The organism is Constrictibacter sp. MBR-5, assembly GCF_040549485.1.
Classification (GTDB): domain Bacteria; phylum Pseudomonadota; class Alphaproteobacteria; order JAJUGE01; family JAJUGE01; genus Constrictibacter.
Genome location: NZ_JBEPTK010000001.1, coordinates 494,332 through 512,836, shown reverse-complemented (window position 1 = coordinate 512,836; position 18,505 = coordinate 494,332). Strand labels below are relative to the sequence as shown.

Annotated in this window: 17 protein-coding genes; 5 read left to right on the top strand and 12 right to left on the bottom strand. The window is 69.6% G+C overall.

Annotated features, from left to right (window positions below):
• The first annotated feature begins 18 nt into the window (after positions 1 to 18).
• Together ABIE65_RS02415 and ABIE65_RS02410 are read left to right on the top strand one after the other, a co-directional pair.
• Positions 19 to 1,983, top strand: a complete 1,965-nt coding sequence (locus ABIE65_RS02415; RefSeq protein ID WP_354075273.1) for a sensor histidine kinase — start codon at positions 19 to 21, stop codon at positions 1,981 to 1,983.
• A 69-nt stretch (positions 1,984 to 2,052) separates the two neighbouring features.
• Positions 2,053 to 3,189, top strand: a complete 1,137-nt coding sequence (locus ABIE65_RS02410; RefSeq protein ID WP_354075272.1) for an epoxide hydrolase family protein — start codon at positions 2,053 to 2,055, stop codon at positions 3,187 to 3,189.
• A gap of 30 nt (positions 3,190 to 3,219) precedes the next feature.
• Here the strand turns inward: ABIE65_RS02410 and ABIE65_RS02405 are convergent, their stop codons facing one another.
• From ABIE65_RS02405 to ABIE65_RS02365, 9 genes are all read right to left on the bottom strand, one after another.
• Positions 3,220 to 3,858, bottom strand: a complete 639-nt coding sequence (locus ABIE65_RS02405) for a DUF2076 domain-containing protein (RefSeq protein WP_354075271.1) — start codon at positions 3,856 to 3,858, stop codon at positions 3,220 to 3,222.
• 30 nt (positions 3,859 to 3,888) lie between these two features.
• Positions 3,889 to 4,605 carry a Bax inhibitor-1/YccA family protein gene (locus ABIE65_RS02400; protein WP_354075270.1) on the bottom strand — a complete coding sequence of 239 codons (717 nt, stop codon included), beginning with the start codon at positions 4,603 to 4,605 and terminating at the stop codon, positions 3,889 to 3,891.
• A 37-nt stretch (positions 4,606 to 4,642) separates the two neighbouring features.
• Entirely contained in the window at positions 4,643 to 5,416 is a 774-nt protein-coding gene (locus ABIE65_RS02395) for an anti-sigma factor family protein (protein ID WP_354075269.1), read from the bottom strand.
• The gene (locus ABIE65_RS02390) at positions 5,400 to 5,942 is read right to left on the bottom strand and encodes a sigma-70 family RNA polymerase sigma factor (RefSeq protein ID WP_354075268.1); all 543 of its coding nucleotides are present in this window, start codon (positions 5,940 to 5,942) and stop codon (positions 5,400 to 5,402) included. The genes ABIE65_RS02395 and ABIE65_RS02390 overlap by 17 nt, the downstream gene beginning before the upstream one ends.
• 87 nt (positions 5,943 to 6,029) lie before the next feature.
• Positions 6,030 to 6,341, bottom strand: a complete 312-nt coding sequence (locus ABIE65_RS02385) for a hypothetical protein (protein WP_354075267.1) — start codon at positions 6,339 to 6,341, stop codon at positions 6,030 to 6,032.
• Complete coding sequence (locus ABIE65_RS02380) at positions 6,338 to 7,300, bottom strand: hypothetical protein (protein WP_354075266.1); 963 nt, start codon at positions 7,298 to 7,300, stop codon at positions 6,338 to 6,340. Before ABIE65_RS02380 ends, ABIE65_RS02385 begins: the two co-directional genes overlap by 4 nt.
• A gap of 147 nt (positions 7,301 to 7,447) precedes the next feature.
• On the bottom strand, positions 7,448 to 8,920 hold the full coding sequence (locus tag ABIE65_RS02375; protein ID WP_354075264.1) for an efflux transporter outer membrane subunit: 1,473 nt from the start codon (positions 8,918 to 8,920) through the stop codon (positions 7,448 to 7,450).
• Positions 8,913 to 12,050, bottom strand: coding sequence for an efflux RND transporter permease subunit (locus tag ABIE65_RS02370; protein WP_354075263.1), 3,138 nt, complete (start codon positions 12,048 to 12,050; stop codon positions 8,913 to 8,915). Before ABIE65_RS02370 ends, ABIE65_RS02375 begins: the two co-directional genes overlap by 8 nt.
• Positions 12,047 to 13,261 carry an efflux RND transporter periplasmic adaptor subunit gene (locus ABIE65_RS02365; RefSeq protein ID WP_354075262.1) on the bottom strand — a complete coding sequence of 405 codons (1,215 nt, stop codon included), beginning with the start codon at positions 13,259 to 13,261 and terminating at the stop codon, positions 12,047 to 12,049. The genes ABIE65_RS02370 and ABIE65_RS02365 overlap by 4 nt, the downstream gene beginning before the upstream one ends.
• 179 nt (positions 13,262 to 13,440) lie before the next feature.
• On the opposite strand from ABIE65_RS02365, the gene ABIE65_RS02360 reads away from it, so the two are divergent.
• Positions 13,441 to 14,073, top strand: a complete 633-nt coding sequence (locus ABIE65_RS02360) for a TetR family transcriptional regulator (protein ID WP_354075260.1) — start codon at positions 13,441 to 13,443, stop codon at positions 14,071 to 14,073.
• On the opposite strand, the gene ABIE65_RS02355 is transcribed toward ABIE65_RS02360, so the two are convergent.
• Entirely contained in the window at positions 14,049 to 14,228 is a 180-nt protein-coding gene (locus ABIE65_RS02355; protein WP_354075258.1) for a hypothetical protein, read from the bottom strand. The genes ABIE65_RS02360 and ABIE65_RS02355 overlap by 25 nt on opposite strands.
• A 459-nt stretch (positions 14,229 to 14,687) precedes the next feature.
• Between ABIE65_RS02355 and ABIE65_RS02350 the strand changes: the two genes are divergently transcribed.
• The gene (locus ABIE65_RS02350; protein WP_354075257.1) at positions 14,688 to 15,218 is read left to right on the top strand and encodes a bactofilin family protein; all 531 of its coding nucleotides are present in this window, start codon (positions 14,688 to 14,690) and stop codon (positions 15,216 to 15,218) included.
• A gap of 136 nt (positions 15,219 to 15,354) precedes the next feature.
• Here the strand turns inward: ABIE65_RS02350 and ABIE65_RS02345 are convergent, their stop codons facing one another.
• Positions 15,355 to 16,155: an anti-sigma factor family protein gene (locus tag ABIE65_RS02345; protein WP_354075255.1), complete on the bottom strand. Its 801-nt coding sequence runs from the start codon at positions 16,153 to 16,155 to the stop codon at positions 15,355 to 15,357.
• Positions 16,152 to 16,727 carry a sigma-70 family RNA polymerase sigma factor gene (locus tag ABIE65_RS02340; RefSeq protein WP_354075254.1) on the bottom strand — a complete coding sequence of 192 codons (576 nt, stop codon included), beginning with the start codon at positions 16,725 to 16,727 and terminating at the stop codon, positions 16,152 to 16,154. Before ABIE65_RS02340 ends, ABIE65_RS02345 begins: the two co-directional genes overlap by 4 nt.
• A gap of 127 nt (positions 16,728 to 16,854) precedes the next feature.
• Between ABIE65_RS02340 and aceB the strand changes: the two genes are divergently transcribed.
• Positions 16,855 to 18,474: a malate synthase A gene (gene aceB, locus ABIE65_RS02335; protein WP_354075253.1), complete on the top strand. Its 1,620-nt coding sequence runs from the start codon at positions 16,855 to 16,857 to the stop codon at positions 18,472 to 18,474.
• Positions 18,475 to 18,505: the final 31 nt, after the last annotated feature.

Genomic DNA, 18,505 nt, shown 5'->3' with positions numbered 1-18,505 from the left:
CGGGCGACCCGGGCGACCATGTCTGAACAGCTGATCGACGAGCGGCAAAGCGCCTCCGGATCGCCGGCGAAGGCCGCGCGACGCGGCGCTGGCGGGCTATCGTCGACCCTTCGTCGGAAGATTTTCCTTGCCTTCCTCGCCATGGCCGCGATCACCGGCCTGCTGGGTTATCAGGGCGTGCGCTGGATCGGCGAATCGGGCCGCCTGGTCGCGCGCACCTATGACGAGCCCCTGATGGCGATCAACTATGCCCGCGCGGCGCTCGCCAACTTCAACGCCCTGGAGGCGGTCGCCGCCCGCTCGGCGCTGGAGGCCGATCCCGTCGCCCGGGAGAGGCTGTCGCAGCGTTCCGAGGAGATCCTGCTCGACCTGTACGACGACCTCGACATCGTCGCCGGCCGATCGGCGACGGCGCGCGCCGAGGGAGCCGCGGCCGAGGTCCGCAGGGCGGTGGCCCGATGGGACGCGGTACGGCGAGATGCCGGCGCGGGGCTGGACGCCTGGCCGCTGCTCGACCAGGCGGCGGACGCCGCGCGCGAACAGCTGGACATCCTCGTCAACCTGGCCGCGGGCGACGGGTTCATCGGGCGGCAGCGCGCCCTGAGGGTGATCGAGCAGAACCGCCGGTTCTATATGGCCGCCACGGTGGTCGCCCTGATCGTCGCCGCGGCGATCGCCTTCCTCCTCGTCCGCATGATCCTGCGGCCGGTACGGGCGGCCTCCGACGTGGCGGCGCGGATCGCTCGCGGCGAACTCGACACGCCGATCCCGACCGCGAGCCGCGACGAGTTGGGGGCGCTGCTCGCCTCGATGGAGGTGATGCGCGACAGCATCCGGTCGATGATGGCCGATGAGGTGGCGCGGCGCCGCCATGCCCAAGGCCGCTTGGTCGACGCGATTGAGAACTCTCGCGACGGCGTCGTCCTCGTGGACGCGTCGGGGGCGGTGGTGGTCGCCAACAGCCAGGTGACCAAGTTCGCGCCCATGATCGAAGGTCGCGTCGCCGAGGGGGCATCCTTCGAGGCGCTCGTCGCGACCGCGATCGAGCAGGGCGTGTTCGCCGCCGGCACCGCGGCGGCGGTGACGCAGCGGCTGCTCGTCGACCCGCTGCCTTCCGTCTGCGAACTGGAGATCGCCGGCGGCCGCTGGCTGCGCATCAGCCGCAGCCGGACCGCCGAAGGTGGCATGATCGCGATGATCGGCGACATCAGCTCGCTCAAGGAGCGCGAGAGCGAGCTGCGGGCGGCCAAGGAGCGCGCCGAGGCGGGCAGCCGGAGCAAGACGCAGTTCCTCACCAACATGAGCCACGAACTGCGGACGCCGCTGAACGCCGTGATCGGCTTCTCCGAGATGATGTCGATGGAGGCGTTCGGGCCGCTCGCGCCGAAGTACAAGGAGTATGCGGACGACATCCTCGGAAGCGGCCGGCACCTGCTGAGCGTCATCAACGACGTGCTGGACGTGGCGCGCAGCGAGTCCGGCAAGCTGCAGGTCGAGCCGGTGCCCCTGGACGTCGCAAGCCTGTTCGCCGCCTGCCGGAAGATGGTCTACGACCAGTGCACGCGTGCGTCGCTGCACTTCGAGGTCGTCGCGCCCGAGCCGCCGCTGCGGGTGATGGCCGATCCGGTCCGGGCGCGGCAGATCCTGCTGAACCTGATCGCGAATGCCGTCAAGTTCACGCCCGCGAGCGGGCGCATCGCCGTCGGCGCAGCGCAGGACGAGCCCGGCTTCGTCCGCATCGCCGTCTCCGACACCGGGATCGGCATGGCGCCGGAGGAGATTCCGCTGGCGCTGGAGGCCTTCAGTCAGGTCGACAGCCGGCTGGCGCGGAAATACGAGGGCACCGGCCTGGGCCTGCCGCTGACCAAGGCCCTGGTCGAACTGCACGGCGGCCGCCTCGAGATCCGCAGCAGGCCGGGCGAGGGCACCACGGTGGAGGTCGTCCTGCCGGCAGCCGATCCCGCTCTCTCGGCCGCGGCGTAAGCGCAGCCTGTCTCTCGGGTACGCAACGCGGCATCATCGGTCAGGTCACGCCGATCGCGGAGGTGCCGCATGGAACGGTTTGAGGTCGTCTGGGACGAGGCGCGGCTGGCCGCGCTGCGCGCGGCGGTGCGGCGCTACGAGGCGCCGCCGTCGCCGCGCGACGCCGGCTGGCGGTATGGCTGCGATCCGGATTTCCTGGCGGCGCTGTGCGCCTACTGGGTCGACGGCTTCGACGCCCAGGCCGCGGCGGCCGACCTGAACCGCTTTCCGCAGTTCAAGGTCCGCGTCGAGGACATCGACGTCCATGCCGTGCACGTGGTCGGCGAGGCGGAGGGACGCCGGCCGCTGATCCTGACGCACGGCTGGCCAGGGTCTGTGCACGAATTCTGGCAGGCGATCGAGCCGCTGGCCTTCCCGTCGCGCCATGGCGGCCGGGCGGAGGACGCGTTCGACCTGGTCGTGCCGTCGCTGCCCGGCTTCGGTTTCTCCGGCAAGCCGGCCTACCCGATCGGCGCACGCACGACGGCCCGCCTGTTCGACCGGCTGATGCGCGAGGGCTTCGGCTATCCGCGCTATCTGGCGCAGGGCGGCGACTGGGGTTCGGCCGTCAGTGCCTGGCTGGCGCTGGAGCATGCCGAGGCGGTGCGCGGTATCCACCTGAACTACCTGCTGGTCCAGCCGGATGCGGAGCCGGCGGGGGCCGAGGAGCTGGCCTGGAAGGCCGCCTTCGACGACACGCAGCAGCGGCTCGGCGGCTACTCGCACCTGCAGATGACCAAGCCGCAGTCGCTGGCCTATGCGATGACGGGCAACCCGGTGGCCCAGGCGGCCTGGATCGTCGAGCGCTTCCACGACTGGGCCGACCTGCGGACGCGCCGGTTCGACGAGGTCTTCAGCATGGACCAGCTACTGACCTGCGTGATGATCTACGTCATGAACGACGCCTTCACCACGGCGGCCTGGTACTACAACGGCGCCACCGCGGAGGGGGTGCGCCGGATGCCGGCGGGGACGCGGGTCACCGTGCCCACGGCCTTCGCCGCGTTCAGCGACCCGCGCTCGCCGACGCCGCCGCGCAGCTGGGTCGAGCGCGGCTACGCGCTGACCCGCTGGACGGACCAGCCGCGCGGCGGCCATTTCGCGGCGATGGAAGAACCGGGCCTGTTTGTCGACGACCTGCGGGCGTGGGCACGCGCCCTCGACTGACCCGGGAACGGCGGACCGTCGCGGCCCAGATCAGAACTGTTCGTCGTCGCCGCCGCCGAACAGCGAGTCGAAAAAGCCGCCACCCTCTTCGCCTCCAGGCTCGTCGGTGTGCCCGGTTTCGTCGGCCGGCGCGTCTTCGGCAGGGGCCGGTGCCGCTGCCGCAGCTGGATTGCCGCCGAACATGCCGGCGAGGGCGTTGCCGAGCAGCACGCCGCCCGCCACGCCCATCGCCGTCTGTGCTGCCCCGGCGAGGAAGCCGCCGCCCCGGGCGGTCGGTGCCGCCGCTGCCGCCGGCTGAGCCGGCGGCGAGGCGGGCAGCATGGAGCCGCGCCCCCCACCGGCGGCCGGGAGCGAGCCGCCGCGCGTCGCGGCGGCTCCCTGGCGGGCGCCGAGGAAGCCCGCCCACGGACCTGCGCCCGAACCCGCCGTGCTTTCGGCGGAGCGGGATGGCGCCTGCCGTTCCAACTCCTCGATCCGCCGCTGCGCGGCTTCGAGGGCGGCGGTCTGCATCACGATCGTCTGCGCCATGAAGTAGGGCGCACCGGGCTGCTCGGCGATGCGATGCCGGATGAACGTCTCCGACTCGGCGTCCCGCGGACCGGCCTGCCGCTCGACCTCGCCCAGCCGGCCGAACAGCTCCTCGATGGCGCGGCGATCCTGGCTATCCATCTCGATCGTCTCCCTTGCGGACCGAGCGACCTATTCGCGCTCGCCGGTGAAGTGCAGCAGAAGCTGGAAGATGTTGACGAAATTGAGATAGAGCGAGAAAGCGCCCATCACGGCCAGCTTCTGGTTCGCCTCGGCACCGGCGTGCTCGGCATATTCCGTCTTGATACGCTGGGTGTCCCACGCGGTCAGGCCGATGAACACCAGGATGCCGATGACCGACACGGCGAACTGGAGCGCGCTCGAGCCGAGGAAGATGTTGACCACGCTGGCGATGACCACGCCGATCAGTCCCATGATCAGGAACGAGCCGAACTTCGAGAGGTCGCGCTTGGTCGTGTAGCCGTAGAGGCTCATCGCGCCGAACATCGACGCCGCGATGAAGAAGGTCCGGGCGATGCTGGTCCCGGTGAAGACCAGGAAGATCGAGGCGAGCGAGACGCCCATGACGGCGCAGAACGCCCAGTACATGGCCTGCGCGCCGGCCGCCGTCATCGACTGGATGCGGAAGGAGAAGATCATCACGAAGGCGAGGGGCGCGAAGATCGCCACCCACTTCAGCGGGGTCGAGAAGATCGGCACGTAGAGTGCGGGGGTGGTGCCGACGACGAAGGAGACGATGCCGGTCAGGACGAGCCCCAGCCCGATATAGTTGTAGACGCGAAGCATATGCCGGCGCAGGCCTTCGTCGAACGCGGCGTAGTCGGCCTGGGTGGGGGCGGCCTGCCAGCCGTAGTTGGGCATGTTCATCGCTGTTTCCCGTCGATAGTGGGTTGTTGAAGAAGGGTCAGTAGAGGGTCCTCGCGAGACCCTCGGCCGCCCGGTCCAGGTCCGGCGCGCCGGTCTCTGCGACGAGCGCGTAGGCGACGTCGCCGATCTGCCAGTAGGCCGCCATCATGTCGCCGTAGGGGGCGGAGGCGGGGTCGCGTACGTCGAAGGCGCCGGGCCGCACCGCGAAGAGCGAGAGCGGGATCGCGGCCTCGGTCCTGATCGACATCTCGACGCTGGGGCCGAACTTCGACGGAAAGATTTGGACGTCGGCGATCCGCCATCGTTCCGGCAGAACCGGCAGGACGATACCCGTGGCGGCGCGTATCTCGTCGCGATCGAATGCGGCGATCTCCGGCTGCGACGGCATGCCCGCCCGCACCAGCGTCGTGCGATGCGCCATGACCGCCTCCTCGACGAAGGGCGGCGGCGGGGTCGACGCGATCACGTCGCCGATCGGGGTGGCGCCGAATTGGGCGTGGGCCGTCCAGCCGATCGCGCCCACCACGAGCAGCGCCGCGATCCGGCGGAAGCGGTCGAGCAGACGGCTGCGGCTCAGGCCCCGCTCGAGCCGGCGCGCCGCCTCTCCCGTGGCGATGCGGGCGAAGGTCGGCCTGTCGGCCAGCGCAAGGCGCAGTTCGTCGCGCGTGCGCAGGTCCGACATGATGCGGGCGGCCACGGTCGGATGATGCGACAGATGTGCCTCGACCTCGATCCGCCGCGGCACGTCGAGTTGCTCGTCGACATAGGCCTGCAGGTCGGCATCGGTGATCGGATCAGTCGGTGGGGTCATCGGTTCCTCCCACGATCCTGAGCCGCGCGGCGCCGGGCCGGTCGCCCTCCTCGATCGCGCGCAGCGCGGCGCGCCCGCGGCCGAGCCGCGACATCAGCGTGCCCACGGGTATCCCAAGGGTGGCGGCCGCCTCCTGGTACGACAGGCCCTCGATCGACACGAGGTGAAGGGCGGCGCGCTGTTCGTCGGGCAGCTGCATGAAGGTCCGCCGCACCTCGGCGAGGCGGACCGCATGCTCCTGTGTCGGCTGGCCCAGGTCCGGCACGGTTTCCGCCGCCCGCTCCAGCCGCACGACCGCCGAGCGCCGGGCGCGCACGCTGTCGACGAAGGTGTTGTGGACGATCGACAGGAGCCAGCCGCGCAGGCTGTTTCCCGGACGGAACTGACCGCGTTTCTCGTACGCCCGGACGAGGGCGTCGTGCACCAGGTCTTCCGCATCGCTCTCGTCGCGCGCCAGCGACCGGGCATAGCGGCGCAGGGGCACCAGCTGACCGATGACGTCGAAGCGGGAGGCGGGCGGGCTCATGTCCGGTATACGGCGCCATCGGGCCGGTTAATCCCGGCCGGGTCGATTTTCTTTTCGGAATGCGCCGCCGCCGCGCGGCCGCGCGTGTCAGACCAAGGTGACGACGACGCACCAGACCGTCGCGACCGCCCTGGCCGCCATCCCTGAAGAGTCTTGCGGGGCGGTCCGCCAGACCGCTGCGGTCAGGAACAGGTTGTAGGGCAGCGGTGCGAGGAAGAGCGCCACGGCCGCCGCGCCGGGAACACCGAGCGACAGGGCCAGGAGTGCCGCCATGGCCGCGGCGACGTTGATCGCCGACCCGACGACCAGCATGTCCCACCAGAAGACGCGCCGCAGCGGCACCGCACCGCGCCAGCGGGCGGCGAAGAATTCGGCGAACCGCCGGCGGGGCGTCGTCACTTCGCGTCCGGCTTGACGCCCGCGCCGCGGATCCGCACCACCTTCGAGAGCAGGTCGAACCAGAAGGGCGCGCCCAGGGAGAGGGCGAGGGCCGTCAGGATCCAGCCGAGCACGGCGCGCACGCCGGTCAGCACGTCGGCGAAGGGATCCCGCTGCCAGCCGAGGGTCACGCCGGGCAGGTCGCTCAGCGCCGTCCGCGTGACCTCGACGACGCATTCGGCGGCGATCTTCGCATCGAGCACCGGCCGGTCCGCGGCGGGCGCGGAGGTGTAGGGTTCCTGGGCCTTGCGTTCGGCTTGGCAGGCATCGGTGGCGGGCGTGCCGCGCGCGACGGCGGCCATGGCCGCTTCGCGGTATGCGGTGCGCTGCACCTCGTCGCGCGCGAGCGTACGGAACAGTTCGATCGTGCTGACGTCGAGCCCGACCGCCAGGATCAGGCCGATCCCCAGGGTCGCCATCTGCGAGAAGCGCTTGGTGTTGCCGGAGACGCGTTCCATCGCGTCGTCGAACCACTTGGCCGTCGCCGCCTGCGCATCGGCGACGGCGGTCTGCGCCGAGGCCATCAGCGCGCTGATGGAGCGCTCCATCGAATTGTTCGGGGGCAGTGCCGCGATCAGCGCCGCGAGATCGGCGTGGGCGACGTTGGGATATTTCTCGGCGAGCACGTCCTGCAGGACGGCGACGAAGATCTCGCGCGGGATGTAGGAGGGGCCGCCCTCGCGTCCGCCGTAGCGCAGCCAGCGTCGTCGGGTGGTGAGGCCGGAGATCAGCGGATGCGCGTAGAAGGCCTTCGCGAGCCGCCTGTCGTCCAGCAGAAGTTCGATCCCCCTGCGGAGATGCTGCGCGCGGATGTTGACCACACTGTTGAGGAGTTCCGCCGCCGCCGTGACGATTAGGCTGAGCGACAGATAGACGAACATCAGGCCGATCCCGATGTCGAGCAGCACCGACCCCGTCATGCGCCCCTCCCGCCCGGCCGGAGAGGCGGCGTCATCGAACGCCCGATGTCGCTCCGCCCGCCGGCCACGCGGGAACGATCATAGCACCGGCGGGGCCGGTGCCGTGATCGCCTCTATCACACCCTGACGCGGCCGGTGAGGGTGCCCTTACGGTGCGTCGGCAGTCCAGCCGCCGCCGAGCGCCTTGTAGACGTCGACCGTGGCGGCGAGGCGTTCGCGCTGGGCGTCGACCCTGTCGAGTTCGGACTGGAAAAGGGTCCGCTGGGCGTCCAGGACCTCGAGATAGCTGGAATAGCCCGCCTCGTAGCGGCGGCGCGCGAGGCCGAGCGTGTCGCGCCGCGTCTGGACCTGCCGGGTCTCCGCCTCCAGGCGCTCCGTCGTGGTCTGCTGCGCGCCGACCGCGTCCGCGACCTCGCGGAAGGCGGTGCGGACGGTGCCGCGATAGGTCGACTGTGCCTGCTCGCGGCGCGCCTCGGCGGCCCGCACGTTGGCTTCCGTCCGGCCGAAGTCGAAGAGCGGCGCGGACGAGTTGCCGAGCAGCTGCCATGTCCCCGCGCCGCCGCTGAACAGACGATCCAGTTCCAGGCTCTCCAGACCGAGCAGTGCGCTGAGCGAGAGCGTCGGGAAGTAGGCCGCGCGCGCCACGCCGATCTCCGCGTTGGCCGCGCGCAGCTGCTGCTCGGCGTCGCGGATGTCGGGACGCCGCTCCAGCAGCGCGGCCGGCTGCAGCTCCGGGCGCAGCGGCGGCACCGGCAGCTGGTCGATCTCCAAACCGCGCGGCATGGCGTCCTCGATGATCGCGCGCGGCGAACTGCCGAGCAGCGCGGCGAGCGCGTTCACCTGCTCGTCGCGGGCGCGGCGCAGCTGCGGCACCTGCGCCTGGGCCGCCGCGAGTTCCGCCTGGGCCTGGCGCAGTTCGAGTTCGGTCACGGCACCCGCGTCGAACTGCGACTGCTGGAGGTCGAGCGACTCGGAGCGCGACGTGACGGTCCGCTCGGCGATGGCCAGCTGCTCGTCCAGCGAGCGCAGATTGAAATAGGCGAGCGCGGTGTCGGAGGCGACGGCGAGGCGAACGGCGTCGCGCGCGGCCCGGGTGGAGAGCAGCGCGGCGCGCGCCGCCTCGTTGGAGCGGGCGAGGCGGCCCCATAGGTCGACCTCGTAGCTCAGCACGCTGGCGAGGCGGAAGTCGTTGACCGTGCGGTCGACGGTCGGCGACGTCAGGTCGCCGCTGCTGCGCACCCGCGAGGCCGACGCCTCGGCGCCGAGGCTGGGCAGCCGGTCGGCGCGTGTGAAGCTGAGGTTGGCCCGCGCCTCCGCGACGCGCGCCGCGGCGAGCTGGATGTCCTCGTTGGCAGCCAGTGCCCGCTCGACCAACACGGTCAGCACCGGATCGTCGAAACGCCGCCACCAGTCCGGCTGCACGCTGGTCGTGGTGACGGCTGGGGCGCCGGCCGCCCTGTCCGCCACCTTCGCCGACGGTGCGGCGGACCAGCGGGCGGGCAGCTCGGTCTGCGGCCGCTCATAGTCGGGGCCGACGGTGCAGCCGGCCAGCAGGACGAGGAGGGCGACGCCGCCGAGGAGGGGGGAGCGGCGCAGGCGCACCGGGCGTGGCTCAGGCATGCGCCTGCTCCTGGCGGAGGGCGCGGCGCGCCTCCCGCTTGGCGCCGACACCGGCGATCAGCTTGAAGAACATCGGCACCATGAAGGTCGCGAGGAAGGTGGCGGCGAGCATGCCGCCGATGACGCCCGTCCCGATGGAGTGGCGGCTGGCCGCGCCGGCGCCCGTGCTGATCGCCAGCGGCACGCAGCCCAGGATGAAGGCGAGGGAGGTCATGACGATCGGCCGGAAGCGCAGCTTCGCCGCCTCGTTCGCGGCGTCGACGATGCTCATGCCGCGCTGGTGCGACAGGACGGCGAATTCGACGATCAGGATCGCGTTCTTGGCCGACAATCCGACCAGCGTGACGAGGCCGACCTGGAGGTAGACGTCGTTCGACAGGCCGCGCAGCCAGACGGCCAGCAGCGCCCCGAAGACGGCGAAGGGGACGGCGGTGATCACGGCCAGCGGCAGCGACCATTTCTCGTACTGCGCCGCCAGGATCAGGAAGACCATGACGATGCCGAAGATGAAGGCTTGGGCGGCGCTGCCGCTGGCGGCCTTCTCCTGGTAGGCCGAGCCGATCCAGCCGAGCGTGTAGTCGGCGGGCAGCGTCTCTGCCGCGACCTCCTCGATCGCCGTGAGGGCCTGTCCTGAGCTGTAGCCGGCCGCCGGCTCGCCCATGATCTTCGCCGCCGTGAATGCGTTGAACCGTTCGATCAGATCGGGACCGATGACACGCTCGACCGTCACCAGCGAGTCGAGGGGGATCATCTCGCCGGTGGAGGAGCGGACGAAGACGTTGCGCAGGTCTTCGGGCTTCTCGCGGAACGCGGCTTCCGACTGCAGGGTGACGCGGAAGACGCGGCCGAACAGCGTGAAGTCGTTGACGTACAGACTGCCGAACGTGCTCTGCATGGTCGTGAAGACGGCGTCGATCGGCACGTTCAGCGCCTTCGCCTTCTCTCGGTCGAGTTCCACATGGTACTGCGGCACGTTGGTCGTGAAGGTGGTCCGCACACCGGTCAGTTCCGGCCGCTGCGCGGCGGCGGCGACCAGGCGGGCCGTGACGTCGGCGACCTCCTTGGGCGACGCCCCGCCACGGCTCTGGAGATAGCCTTCGAAGCCGCCGGTGATGCTCATGCCGGTGATCGGCGGCGGGTTGATGGCGATGACCATGGCCTCGGGGATCGTCGCGTTGATCCCCATGAACTTGCCGGCGAGCGCGCTGGAACTGTCGGACGGCTCCGGCCGCTCGCTCCAGTCCTTCAGGTTGATGAAGGAGATGCCCGTGCTGGTCTTCTGCGACTGCGACAGCAGGTCGAAGCCGGCGAAGGTCACCACGTGGCCGACCTGCGGCTGGGCCATCAGGCGACGCGTCATCTCGTCCGTCGCCTGCTGCGTACGGTCCAGCGACGCACCGGGTGGCAGGATGGCGATGGCGAACATGTAGCCCTGGTCCTCCTCCGGCACGAGCGCCGAGGGGATCCGGTTGAAGAGCATCACCGTGACGCCGATCAGCGCGGCGAACAGCAGGACGCCGAGGAACGTCCGGCGGATCAGGAACCTGACGCCCGCGGTATAGCCGGCCGTGACCCGGTCGAACCAGCGGTTGAAGACGCGGAACGGCGCGGCGGGCTCGCTGTGCGACTGCTTCAGCATGATGGCGCAGAGCGCCGGGCTGAGCGTCAGGGCGACGAAGCCGGAGATGGCGACCGAGACGGCGATGGTGATGGCGAACTGCTTGTACATCTCGCCGGTCAGCCCGCCCATGAAGCCGATCGGCACGAACACGGCGCAGAGCACCAGCACGATGGCGATGACGGGACCGGTCACCTCCTCCATCGCCTTGATCGCCGCTTCCCGCGGTCGAAGCTTCTCCGTGCGCATGATGCGCTCGACGTTCTCGAGCACGACGATGGCGTCGTCGACGACGATGCCGATGGCCAGCACCATGCCGAACAGGGTCAGCAGGTTGATCGAGAAGCCAAGCAGGTACATGCCGGCGAAGGTGCCGATCAGCGATACCGGCACCGCGACCAGCGGGATGACCGTCGCCCGCGCGTTCTGCAGGAACAGATAGACGACCAGGATGACGAGGATGATGGCCTCGGCGAAGGTCATGATGACCTCCTCGATCGAGACCTCGACGAACTTGGTTGTATCGAAGGGCAGGGCGTAGGCGATGCCCTCGGGGAAGCGCGCCGACATCTCTTCCAGCTTGTCGGCGACGCCCTGGGTCGTGGAGAGCGCGTTGGCCCCGGGCTGCAGATAGATGCCGATCGCGATGCTCGGCTTGCCGTTGTAGGAGGCGGCGAAGCCGTAATCGCGGGCGCCGAGTTCGACCCTGGCCACGTCGCGGACCCGGAGGGTAGCCCCGTTCTCGTCCGACCGGACGATGATGTTCTCGAACTCCGACGCCTCGACGAGTCGGCCGCGCGTCGTGACCGTGTAGGTGAAGTCCGGTGCATCCGCCGTCGGCTCCTGGCCGAAGGCACCCGCGGCGAATTGCGAATTCTGCTCGCGAATGGCGTCCGCCACGTCGCTGGGCGTCAGGCCGAGCTGCGCCAGCTTGTCCGGGCGCAGCCAGATGCGCATCGAATAGTCCTTGGCCCCGAACAGCGACGCGTCGCCGACGCCCGGCACGCGCTTCAGTTCGTCGAGGACGTTCACCAGCGCGTAGTTGCTGACATAGATCGGGTCGTAGCGCCCGTCGGGCGAGTAGAGCGTGACGACCTGCAGGATCGAGCTGGACCGCTTCTTCACGGTCACGCCCTGGCGCCGCACTTCCTCGGGCAGGCGCGCCTCGGCGGCCTGCACCCGGTTGTTCACGTCGATGGTCGCCTGGTCGGGATCGGTGCCGATCTCGAAGGTGACCGTCAGGCTCAACTGGCCGCTGCTCGACGCCGACGAGCGCATGTAGAGCATGTTCTCGACGCCGTTGATCTCCTGCTCCATCGGTGCCGCGACGGTCGTCGCCAGCACTTCGGCGCTGGCGCCGGGATACGTGGCCGAGACGACGACCTCGGGCGGCACGATATCCGGATACTGGGCGATCGGCAGGGCCCGCATTGCGACGATGCCGGCGATCACCACCACGATGGAGAGGACCGAGGCGAAGACCGGCCGATCGATGAAGAAGCGCGAGATCATCGGGCGTCCTTGGTTTCAGTGGTCTTCGCCGATGGAGCCTTAGGCTCCGCGGCGGCGAGCTGGCCGGGATCGACCGCCTTCACCGGCTGACCGGGCCTGACCTTGATCACGCCCTCCACCACCACCCGCTCGCCACCGGCGATACCCGAGTCGATGATGCGGCCCGCGGGCGTCGACAGGCCGAGCTTCACCGGCTTGACCTGAGCCTTGCCGTCGGCGCCGACGGCATAGAGGAAGGCCCCCTGCGGCCCCTGCATGACCGCGCGCTCCGGCACGGCGATCGAGTCGGGCCGGCTGATGCCCTCCACGATCACCCGCACGAACTGGCCGGGGAGCAGGGTCTCGTCGGGATTGGGCACGGTCGCCCGTACGCGGATCGTGCCCGTCTGCGGATCGACCACGCTGTCGGTGAAGTCGACGAAGCCGGCATGCGGGTGCAGCGAGCCGTCACCGAGACGGACCCTGACCGTCAGTCGCCGGTCCTCCGGCGTCCGGTAGGTACCCTCGTCGATCATGCGGCGCGTCGCCGCCGCCTCGGCGTCCGGATAGGCGAAGTTGACGTAGATCGGATCGAGCTGCGTGATCCGGGTCAGCAGGCTGTTGTCGGCGGTGGTGCCGACCAGGCTGCCTTCCGACAAGGCCTCTCGGCTGGTGACGCCGTCGATCGGCGCGGTGACGGTGGTGTAGTCGAGGTTGATGCGCGCGGCGCGCACTTCGGCCTCGGCGAGGGCGACGCCGGCGCGGCTCGTCTCCAGGCTCGACTGCGCCTCGTCCCGCTCGCGGCCGCTGACCGCCCGGTCCTTGTACAGCGTGGAGACGCGCGCCCAGGTTCGATCAGCCTGGCGCAGCACCGCCTGCTCGGTCTTCAGGCGCGCTTCCGCCTGCTGCAGGGCCACCTTGAACGGCTCCGGGTCGATGCGGAACAGCACCTTCCCCGCCTCGACCCGCTGGCCCTCGACATAGGTTCGCTCCTGCAGGATCCCGCCGACGCGTGCGCGCACCTCAATTTCGCGTGAGCCGGCGGTGCGTCCCGCATACTCGAACTGGAGCGGCACGTTCTGCGGCTGCACCTTCAAGACGCCCACCTGCGGCGGCGGCGGCGCTGCGGGTGCCTGGGCCGCCTGCTTCTCCTCGCAGCCGGAGACGAGAAGCCCGATGAGAAGCGCCGCCGTCAGGGCGCGCGGCCCGCGGCAAATCGGCGTCGGAGACATGGAAATAATCCGAACAAAGTGGCGTGGCCTTCGCACCTGCGGTAGCCATCGGCGTTGAACATACATGCCTGCATGTATATTTCAAGGCGGCAGATATGAGGCATTGTTGCGGGATGTTACGGCGGCGGGATGGCGAGGGAGCGCGATAGAACGGTGACCAGGACCAGGGAGAGGCGGCGATGAGACGAACGAAGGAAGATGCGGCCCGCACGCGCGAGCAGCTGCTCGACGCGGCCGAGAGCCTGTTCCTGGAGAAGGGGGTGTCGCGCACGTCGCTGGAGGAGATCGCGCGCGCCGCGGGCATGACGCGGGGCGCGATCTACTGGCATTTCCGGAACAAGTCCGACCTCTTCCAGGCGATGCATCAGCGTGCCGATCTGCCGCTCGAAGAGATGATGGCGCAGGCCGGAACCGAGGATCGCCCGCTCGACGCGTTACGCGACCTCTGCATCTCGGCGATGCGCTCGGTCCGGGACGACGAACGCCGCCGGCGCGTCTTCGTCATCATCTCGCAGAAGTCGGAATATGTCGAAGAGCTGCGCAGCGCGGCCGAGCGTCAGCGCGAGCAGCGCCGCGGCTTCATGGCGAAGAGCCTGGAGATCATGGAGCGCGCTGCCGCGCTCGGCCATCTCGCGCCGGAAGTGTCGCCCGTGATCGCGGCGAAGGCGCTGCACGCGTCCATGTACGGGTTCTGCATGGATTCGCTGCGCGACCCGGAGGCCTATGACCTCGAGACGGATATCGTGGCGATGATCGACGTGTTCTTTCGTGGCCTGCGCCACGACCCTCAGAGTGCGGCGAACACCGCATAGCCGATGAGCACCCACATGGTGCCGCTCGCGGCGGACCCGATCAGCAGGCCGCGCGTGAAGCGCATGCCGGAGCGGGGCGGCCGGCTGGCCCGGGCCGTTGCGGCTGGGGTGGGCATACGGACGGCTGACGTGGCCCGGAGCGACGACACTTGCATCGAAACCTCCCTCTCCGGTCCAACCGGCAGCGGGCGGGACAGTTCCCGCTCGCCCATACTGATCCCCAGAAAGTTAACGAGTGCTGGCCGGGCTCGATTGCACCTGCGGTATTTTTCTGTTTTGATTCGCCTGCGGTTGTCGGTGGCGGGGGCCAGGGCCGGCCGGCCTGCAAAGAATCGAATCGACCATGTCGGAGGGGAGCCTTTCCCCGGACGGAGGTTCCTGTGGAGGGCGCGTCCACCCGACGGGACGGCCGAAAATAGTGAGTTTGACGGATGAAGAAGCCCACTCTCTTCGGCAAGCCTCTCGGCGGTAAGTCGGAGGGTGACGAAGGCGCGAAATGGACGCCGCCGTCTCAGCAGGCAGGCGGCGTCGGTGCGGCTCCCAGGCCGTCGCAGGACGCTGAACCAACCGGCGGACCGGCGGCCGGACCGCGCGGAACGCAGCAAGGAGCACCCATGGCGGACGCGAAGACCCCTACTCCGAATTTCCCATATCGTGGCATCGGTCCCGGAGAAGGCGCCGCGCGCCCCGGATTCCCGCCGGGTGCGCCCACCCCCGGTGTCACCGAGGAGGAGGGTGCGAAGCTGATCGTCGGTAAGAATATAAGGCTTAAGGGCGAGATCGCGGATTGCGACACCCTCGTCGTCGAGGGGCATGTCGAGGCCTCGATGCGCAGCCGCATCATCGAGATCGCCGAGGGTGGCGTGTTCGTCGGCAAGGTCGAGATCGACAGCGCCCACGTCCGCGGCACTTTCGAGGGCGACCTGACGGCGCGCGAGCGCCTGACCATCCATGCGACCGGCAAGGTCTCCGGCCACATCCGCTACGGTCAGGTGGCGATCGAGGCCGGCGGCGAAATCGCCGGCGAGACCGAGGTGCTCGGCAAGGAAGCGGCGAAGAAGCCGGCCACGCCGTCTTCCTCCTCGTCTGCGGATGCCGCGCCGTCGGCGCCGCGTCCGGTCGAGCCGGCTGCCCTCAAGAGCTGAAACCGCACCCCGGGCACCGTGTCCGGGGCCATCGGATCCGAGGAAGGGCCGTCCCCCAGGGACGGCCTTTTCGTTTGGGCTCTTTAGGGGCGGGGCCGACGATCGCGGGCGGTCCCGATCCCCGACGGGGGCGCGATCAGGACCTGGCCTGCTCCGTGTCGCGCGCGCTCGCCATGATCCGGTCCGAGAGGGCCCGAAGGAGATTGGGATCCTCGGAGCCGACCAGCGCGAAGCTCGCCCTGCCGTGCTGCCAGCAGACGAAGCGCACCTGCTGCTCCTCGAACAGTTCCGCCAGCGTCTCCTGCGCGCCGTCCGCCCGCGTGATGAACAGCGTGATGCGGTGGCCGTCGCCGCGCGCATACATGAGCTGTGCCGCCGGCTTCAGATGGTTGGTGACGAGGCGGCCGCCGAGCAGGTAGTAGCCGGCTTCCGTCAGGTCCGGGAGCGGGACCGGCACGCCAACGCGCTTGGACAGCCAGCGAGTCAGTTCCGCCCGCCGCTCCGCCGGTATCTCCACGGGATGCTCGTCGTCCGAGACGAACAGCAGGTGCGCTTCGACGGCCTCGTGGGCATAGCCGGGCGGCATGTGCCACACGAGCGTCGAGCCGAACCAGGCCATCCCCGCGATCACGGCCGCGCCGCCGAGCATGGCGAGTCCCGGCCGGCCGAAGCGCAGCTTCCAGCTCAGGCGGCGGATCGCCAGCTTGCGGGCGAGTTGCTGCTCGACCTTGTCGAGGCCCGGCCGTGCCGGACCGTCGGGCGTTCGGGCGAAGGCGACGTGCAATGCCTCGTTGAGCCGGAGATAGTCGTCGACGCGCCGCAGGTCGGCCGGCTCGTCCTCCAGCCAGCGCTCGACCAGCGCCGCCGTGCGCTCGTCCGCGACGCCGTCGACGTAGCGGTGGATCTCCTCTTCCGTCGGTCGGTCGTGGACGGTCATGACTTCACCAGACGCAGGTTCGGCTTGCCGCGCTGGGCCAGCAGGTCGCGCATCCGCTGCCGCGCGCGCGACAGGCGCGACATCACGGTGCCCGTGGCGACGCCGAGGATGTCGGCCGTTTCCCGATAGCGGAACCCCTCGACCGCGGTCAGCAGCAGGACCTCGCGCTGATCCGGCTCCAACTGCTCGAACGCCCAGAGCGCTTCCAGCCACTCCAGCCGCTGCGTCTGTGCCGGCGCCTGCGGCAGCAGGTGCGCCACCGATTCGAGATCGACATGCTCCGCCTGGCGCAGACGCTTGCGGACCCCGCCGATATGCAGGTTGTGCAGGATGGTGAACAGCCACGCCCGCAGGTCGGTCCCCGGCGTCCAGCGATGCGCCTGGGCCAGGGCGGTCGCCAGGCACTCCTGGACGAGGTCTTCGGCCTGGTCCGCGTCGCGCACCAGGGCATGCGCGTAGCGCCTGAGGCGCACGACGTGAAGATGGAGCGTCTGGCGCAACTGCCCGTCGGTCATGCCGGCCGTGTGATTGGTGATCCCGGAATCATCTTGGGCCGTTAACGCCGCCTGCAACGGTTTATTCCCGCGCCGTTCCCCGGCCGATGGGCGCGATGGACTTGCGCAGTGGACTTGATGTCGGCCCGTCGGATAGTTTCTGCGCCCCGCCGAACGAAAAGACGCGCGAGCAAGGAGACGAGATATGGCCGGCAGTACCGTCGAGACGCCGTCGGGCGTCGCCATCCTGGGGGCGATGGAGCCCCGCTTCGACGAGATCCTGACGCCGGAGGCCCTCGCTTTCGTCGCCGATCTGCAGCGGACGTTCAACCATCGCCGCGAGGAACTGCTCGCGGCCCGCGTCGAGGCTGACGCGAAGATCCGCGGCGGCGCGCTGCCCGACTTCCTGAAGGAGACCCAGGCGGTCCGCGACGGCGACTGGAAGATCGCCGGCGTGCCGGCCGACCTGCAGGACCGCCGCGTCGAGATCACCGGCCCGGTAGACCGCAAGATGGTCATCAACGCGCTGAACTCCGGCGCGAAGGTCTTCATGGCGGACTTCGAGGACGCGACGACGCCGACCTGGTCGAACCTGATCAGCGGCCAGATCAACCTGGCGGACGCCAACAAGGGGTCGATCACGTTCCACGACCCCTCGAACGGCAAGGACTACGCCCTGTCGGACAAGCCGGCGGTCCTGATCGTGCGGCCGCGCGGCTGGCACCTGACCGAGGCGCACATGACCGTCGACGGCAAGCGCATGTCGGGCAGCCTGTTCGACTTCGGCCTCTACTTCTTCCACAACGTCAAGACGCGGCAGCAGAAGGGCGTCGGCACCTATTTCTACCTGCCGAAGCTGGAGAACCACGTCGAGGCGCGCCTGTGGAACGACGTGTTCGTCCACGCCCAGGAGAAGCTCGGCGTGCCGCGCGGTACCATCAAGGCGACGGTCCTGATCGAAACGATCACCGCCTCGTTCGAGATGGACGAGATCCTCTATGAGCTGAAGGACCACATCGCCGGCCTGAACGCCGGCCGCTGGGACTATATCTTCAGCTTCATCAAGCGTTTCCGCGACCGTCCGGACTTCGTGCTGCCCGACCGCGCGCAGATCACGATGACCACGCACTTCATGCGCTCCTACAGCCAGCTGCTGATCAAGACCTGCCACCGCCGCGGTGCGCACGCGATGGGCGGCATGGCCGCGCAGATTCCGATCCGCGGCGACGAGAAGGCCAACGAGGAGGCGCTCGCCAAGGTGAAGGCCGACAAGGAGCGCGAGGCCGGCGACGGCCATGACGGCACCTGGGTCGCGCATCCGGGGCTCGTGCCGATCGCCAAGGCGGCGTTCGACGACAAGATGCCGAACCCGAACCAGGTCGCGCGCCAGCGCCAGGACGTCCACGTGACGGCCGACGACCTGCTGAAGATCCCCGAGGGCCAGATCACCGAGGCGGGTCTGCGGACCAACCTCGCGGTCGGCGTGCTCTACATCGAGCCGTGGCTGCGCGGCATCGGCTGCGTGCCGATCAACAACCTGATGGAGGATGCGGCCACGGCCGAGATCAGCCGCGCCCAGGTCTGGCAGTGGATCCGCCACAAGGCGACGTTCACGGGGACCGGCACGGTGATCGACGCGGCCCTCGTGCGCCGGCTGCTCGACGAGGAGGTCGCGAAGATGCGCGCCCAGGTCGGCGAGGACGCCTGGACGACCGGCAAGCACGACGAGGCGGCGGAACTCTTCTACGACATGGTCACCGCCGACGAATTCGGCGAGTTCCTGACCTTGCCGGCCTATGAGCGAGTGGTGACGCTGGCGTCCTGACCGGCTTCGCGTCCACGCGGCGCAGGGCACG

What these genes read in the sequence shown, in the direction of transcription:
- ABIE65_RS02415 (WP_354075273.1), top strand. Translation starts at nt 19, where the DNA reads ATGTCTGAACAGCTGATCGACGAGCGGCAAAGCGCCTCCGGATCGCCG.
- ABIE65_RS02410 (WP_354075272.1), top strand. Translation starts at nt 2,053, where the DNA reads ATGGAACGGTTTGAGGTCGTCTGGGACGAGGCGCGGCTGGCCGCGCTG.
- ABIE65_RS02405 (WP_354075271.1), bottom strand. Translation starts at nt 3,858, where the DNA reads ATGGATAGCCAGGATCGCCGCGCCATCGAGGAGCTGTTCGGCCGGCTG.
- ABIE65_RS02400 (WP_354075270.1), bottom strand. Translation starts at nt 4,605, where the DNA reads ATGAACATGCCCAACTACGGCTGGCAGGCCGCCCCCACCCAGGCCGAC.
- ABIE65_RS02395 (WP_354075269.1), bottom strand. Translation starts at nt 5,416, where the DNA reads ATGACCCCACCGACTGATCCGATCACCGATGCCGACCTGCAGGCCTAT.
- ABIE65_RS02390 (WP_354075268.1), bottom strand. Translation starts at nt 5,942, where the DNA reads ATGAGCCCGCCCGCCTCCCGCTTCGACGTCATCGGTCAGCTGGTGCCC.
- ABIE65_RS02380 (WP_354075266.1), bottom strand. Translation starts at nt 7,300, where the DNA reads ATGACGGGGTCGGTGCTGCTCGACATCGGGATCGGCCTGATGTTCGTC.
- ABIE65_RS02375 (WP_354075264.1), bottom strand. Translation starts at nt 8,920, where the DNA reads ATGCCTGAGCCACGCCCGGTGCGCCTGCGCCGCTCCCCCCTCCTCGGC.
- ABIE65_RS02370 (WP_354075263.1), bottom strand. Translation starts at nt 12,050, where the DNA reads ATGATCTCGCGCTTCTTCATCGATCGGCCGGTCTTCGCCTCGGTCCTC.
- ABIE65_RS02365 (WP_354075262.1), bottom strand. Translation starts at nt 13,261, where the DNA reads ATGTCTCCGACGCCGATTTGCCGCGGGCCGCGCGCCCTGACGGCGGCG.
- ABIE65_RS02360 (WP_354075260.1), top strand. Translation starts at nt 13,441, where the DNA reads ATGAGACGAACGAAGGAAGATGCGGCCCGCACGCGCGAGCAGCTGCTC.
- ABIE65_RS02355 (WP_354075258.1), bottom strand. Translation starts at nt 14,228, where the DNA reads ATGCAAGTGTCGTCGCTCCGGGCCACGTCAGCCGTCCGTATGCCCACC.
- ABIE65_RS02350 (WP_354075257.1), top strand. Translation starts at nt 14,688, where the DNA reads ATGGCGGACGCGAAGACCCCTACTCCGAATTTCCCATATCGTGGCATC.
- ABIE65_RS02345 (WP_354075255.1), bottom strand. Translation starts at nt 16,155, where the DNA reads ATGACCGTCCACGACCGACCGACGGAAGAGGAGATCCACCGCTACGTC.
- aceB (WP_354075253.1), top strand. Translation starts at nt 16,855, where the DNA reads ATGGCCGGCAGTACCGTCGAGACGCCGTCGGGCGTCGCCATCCTGGGG.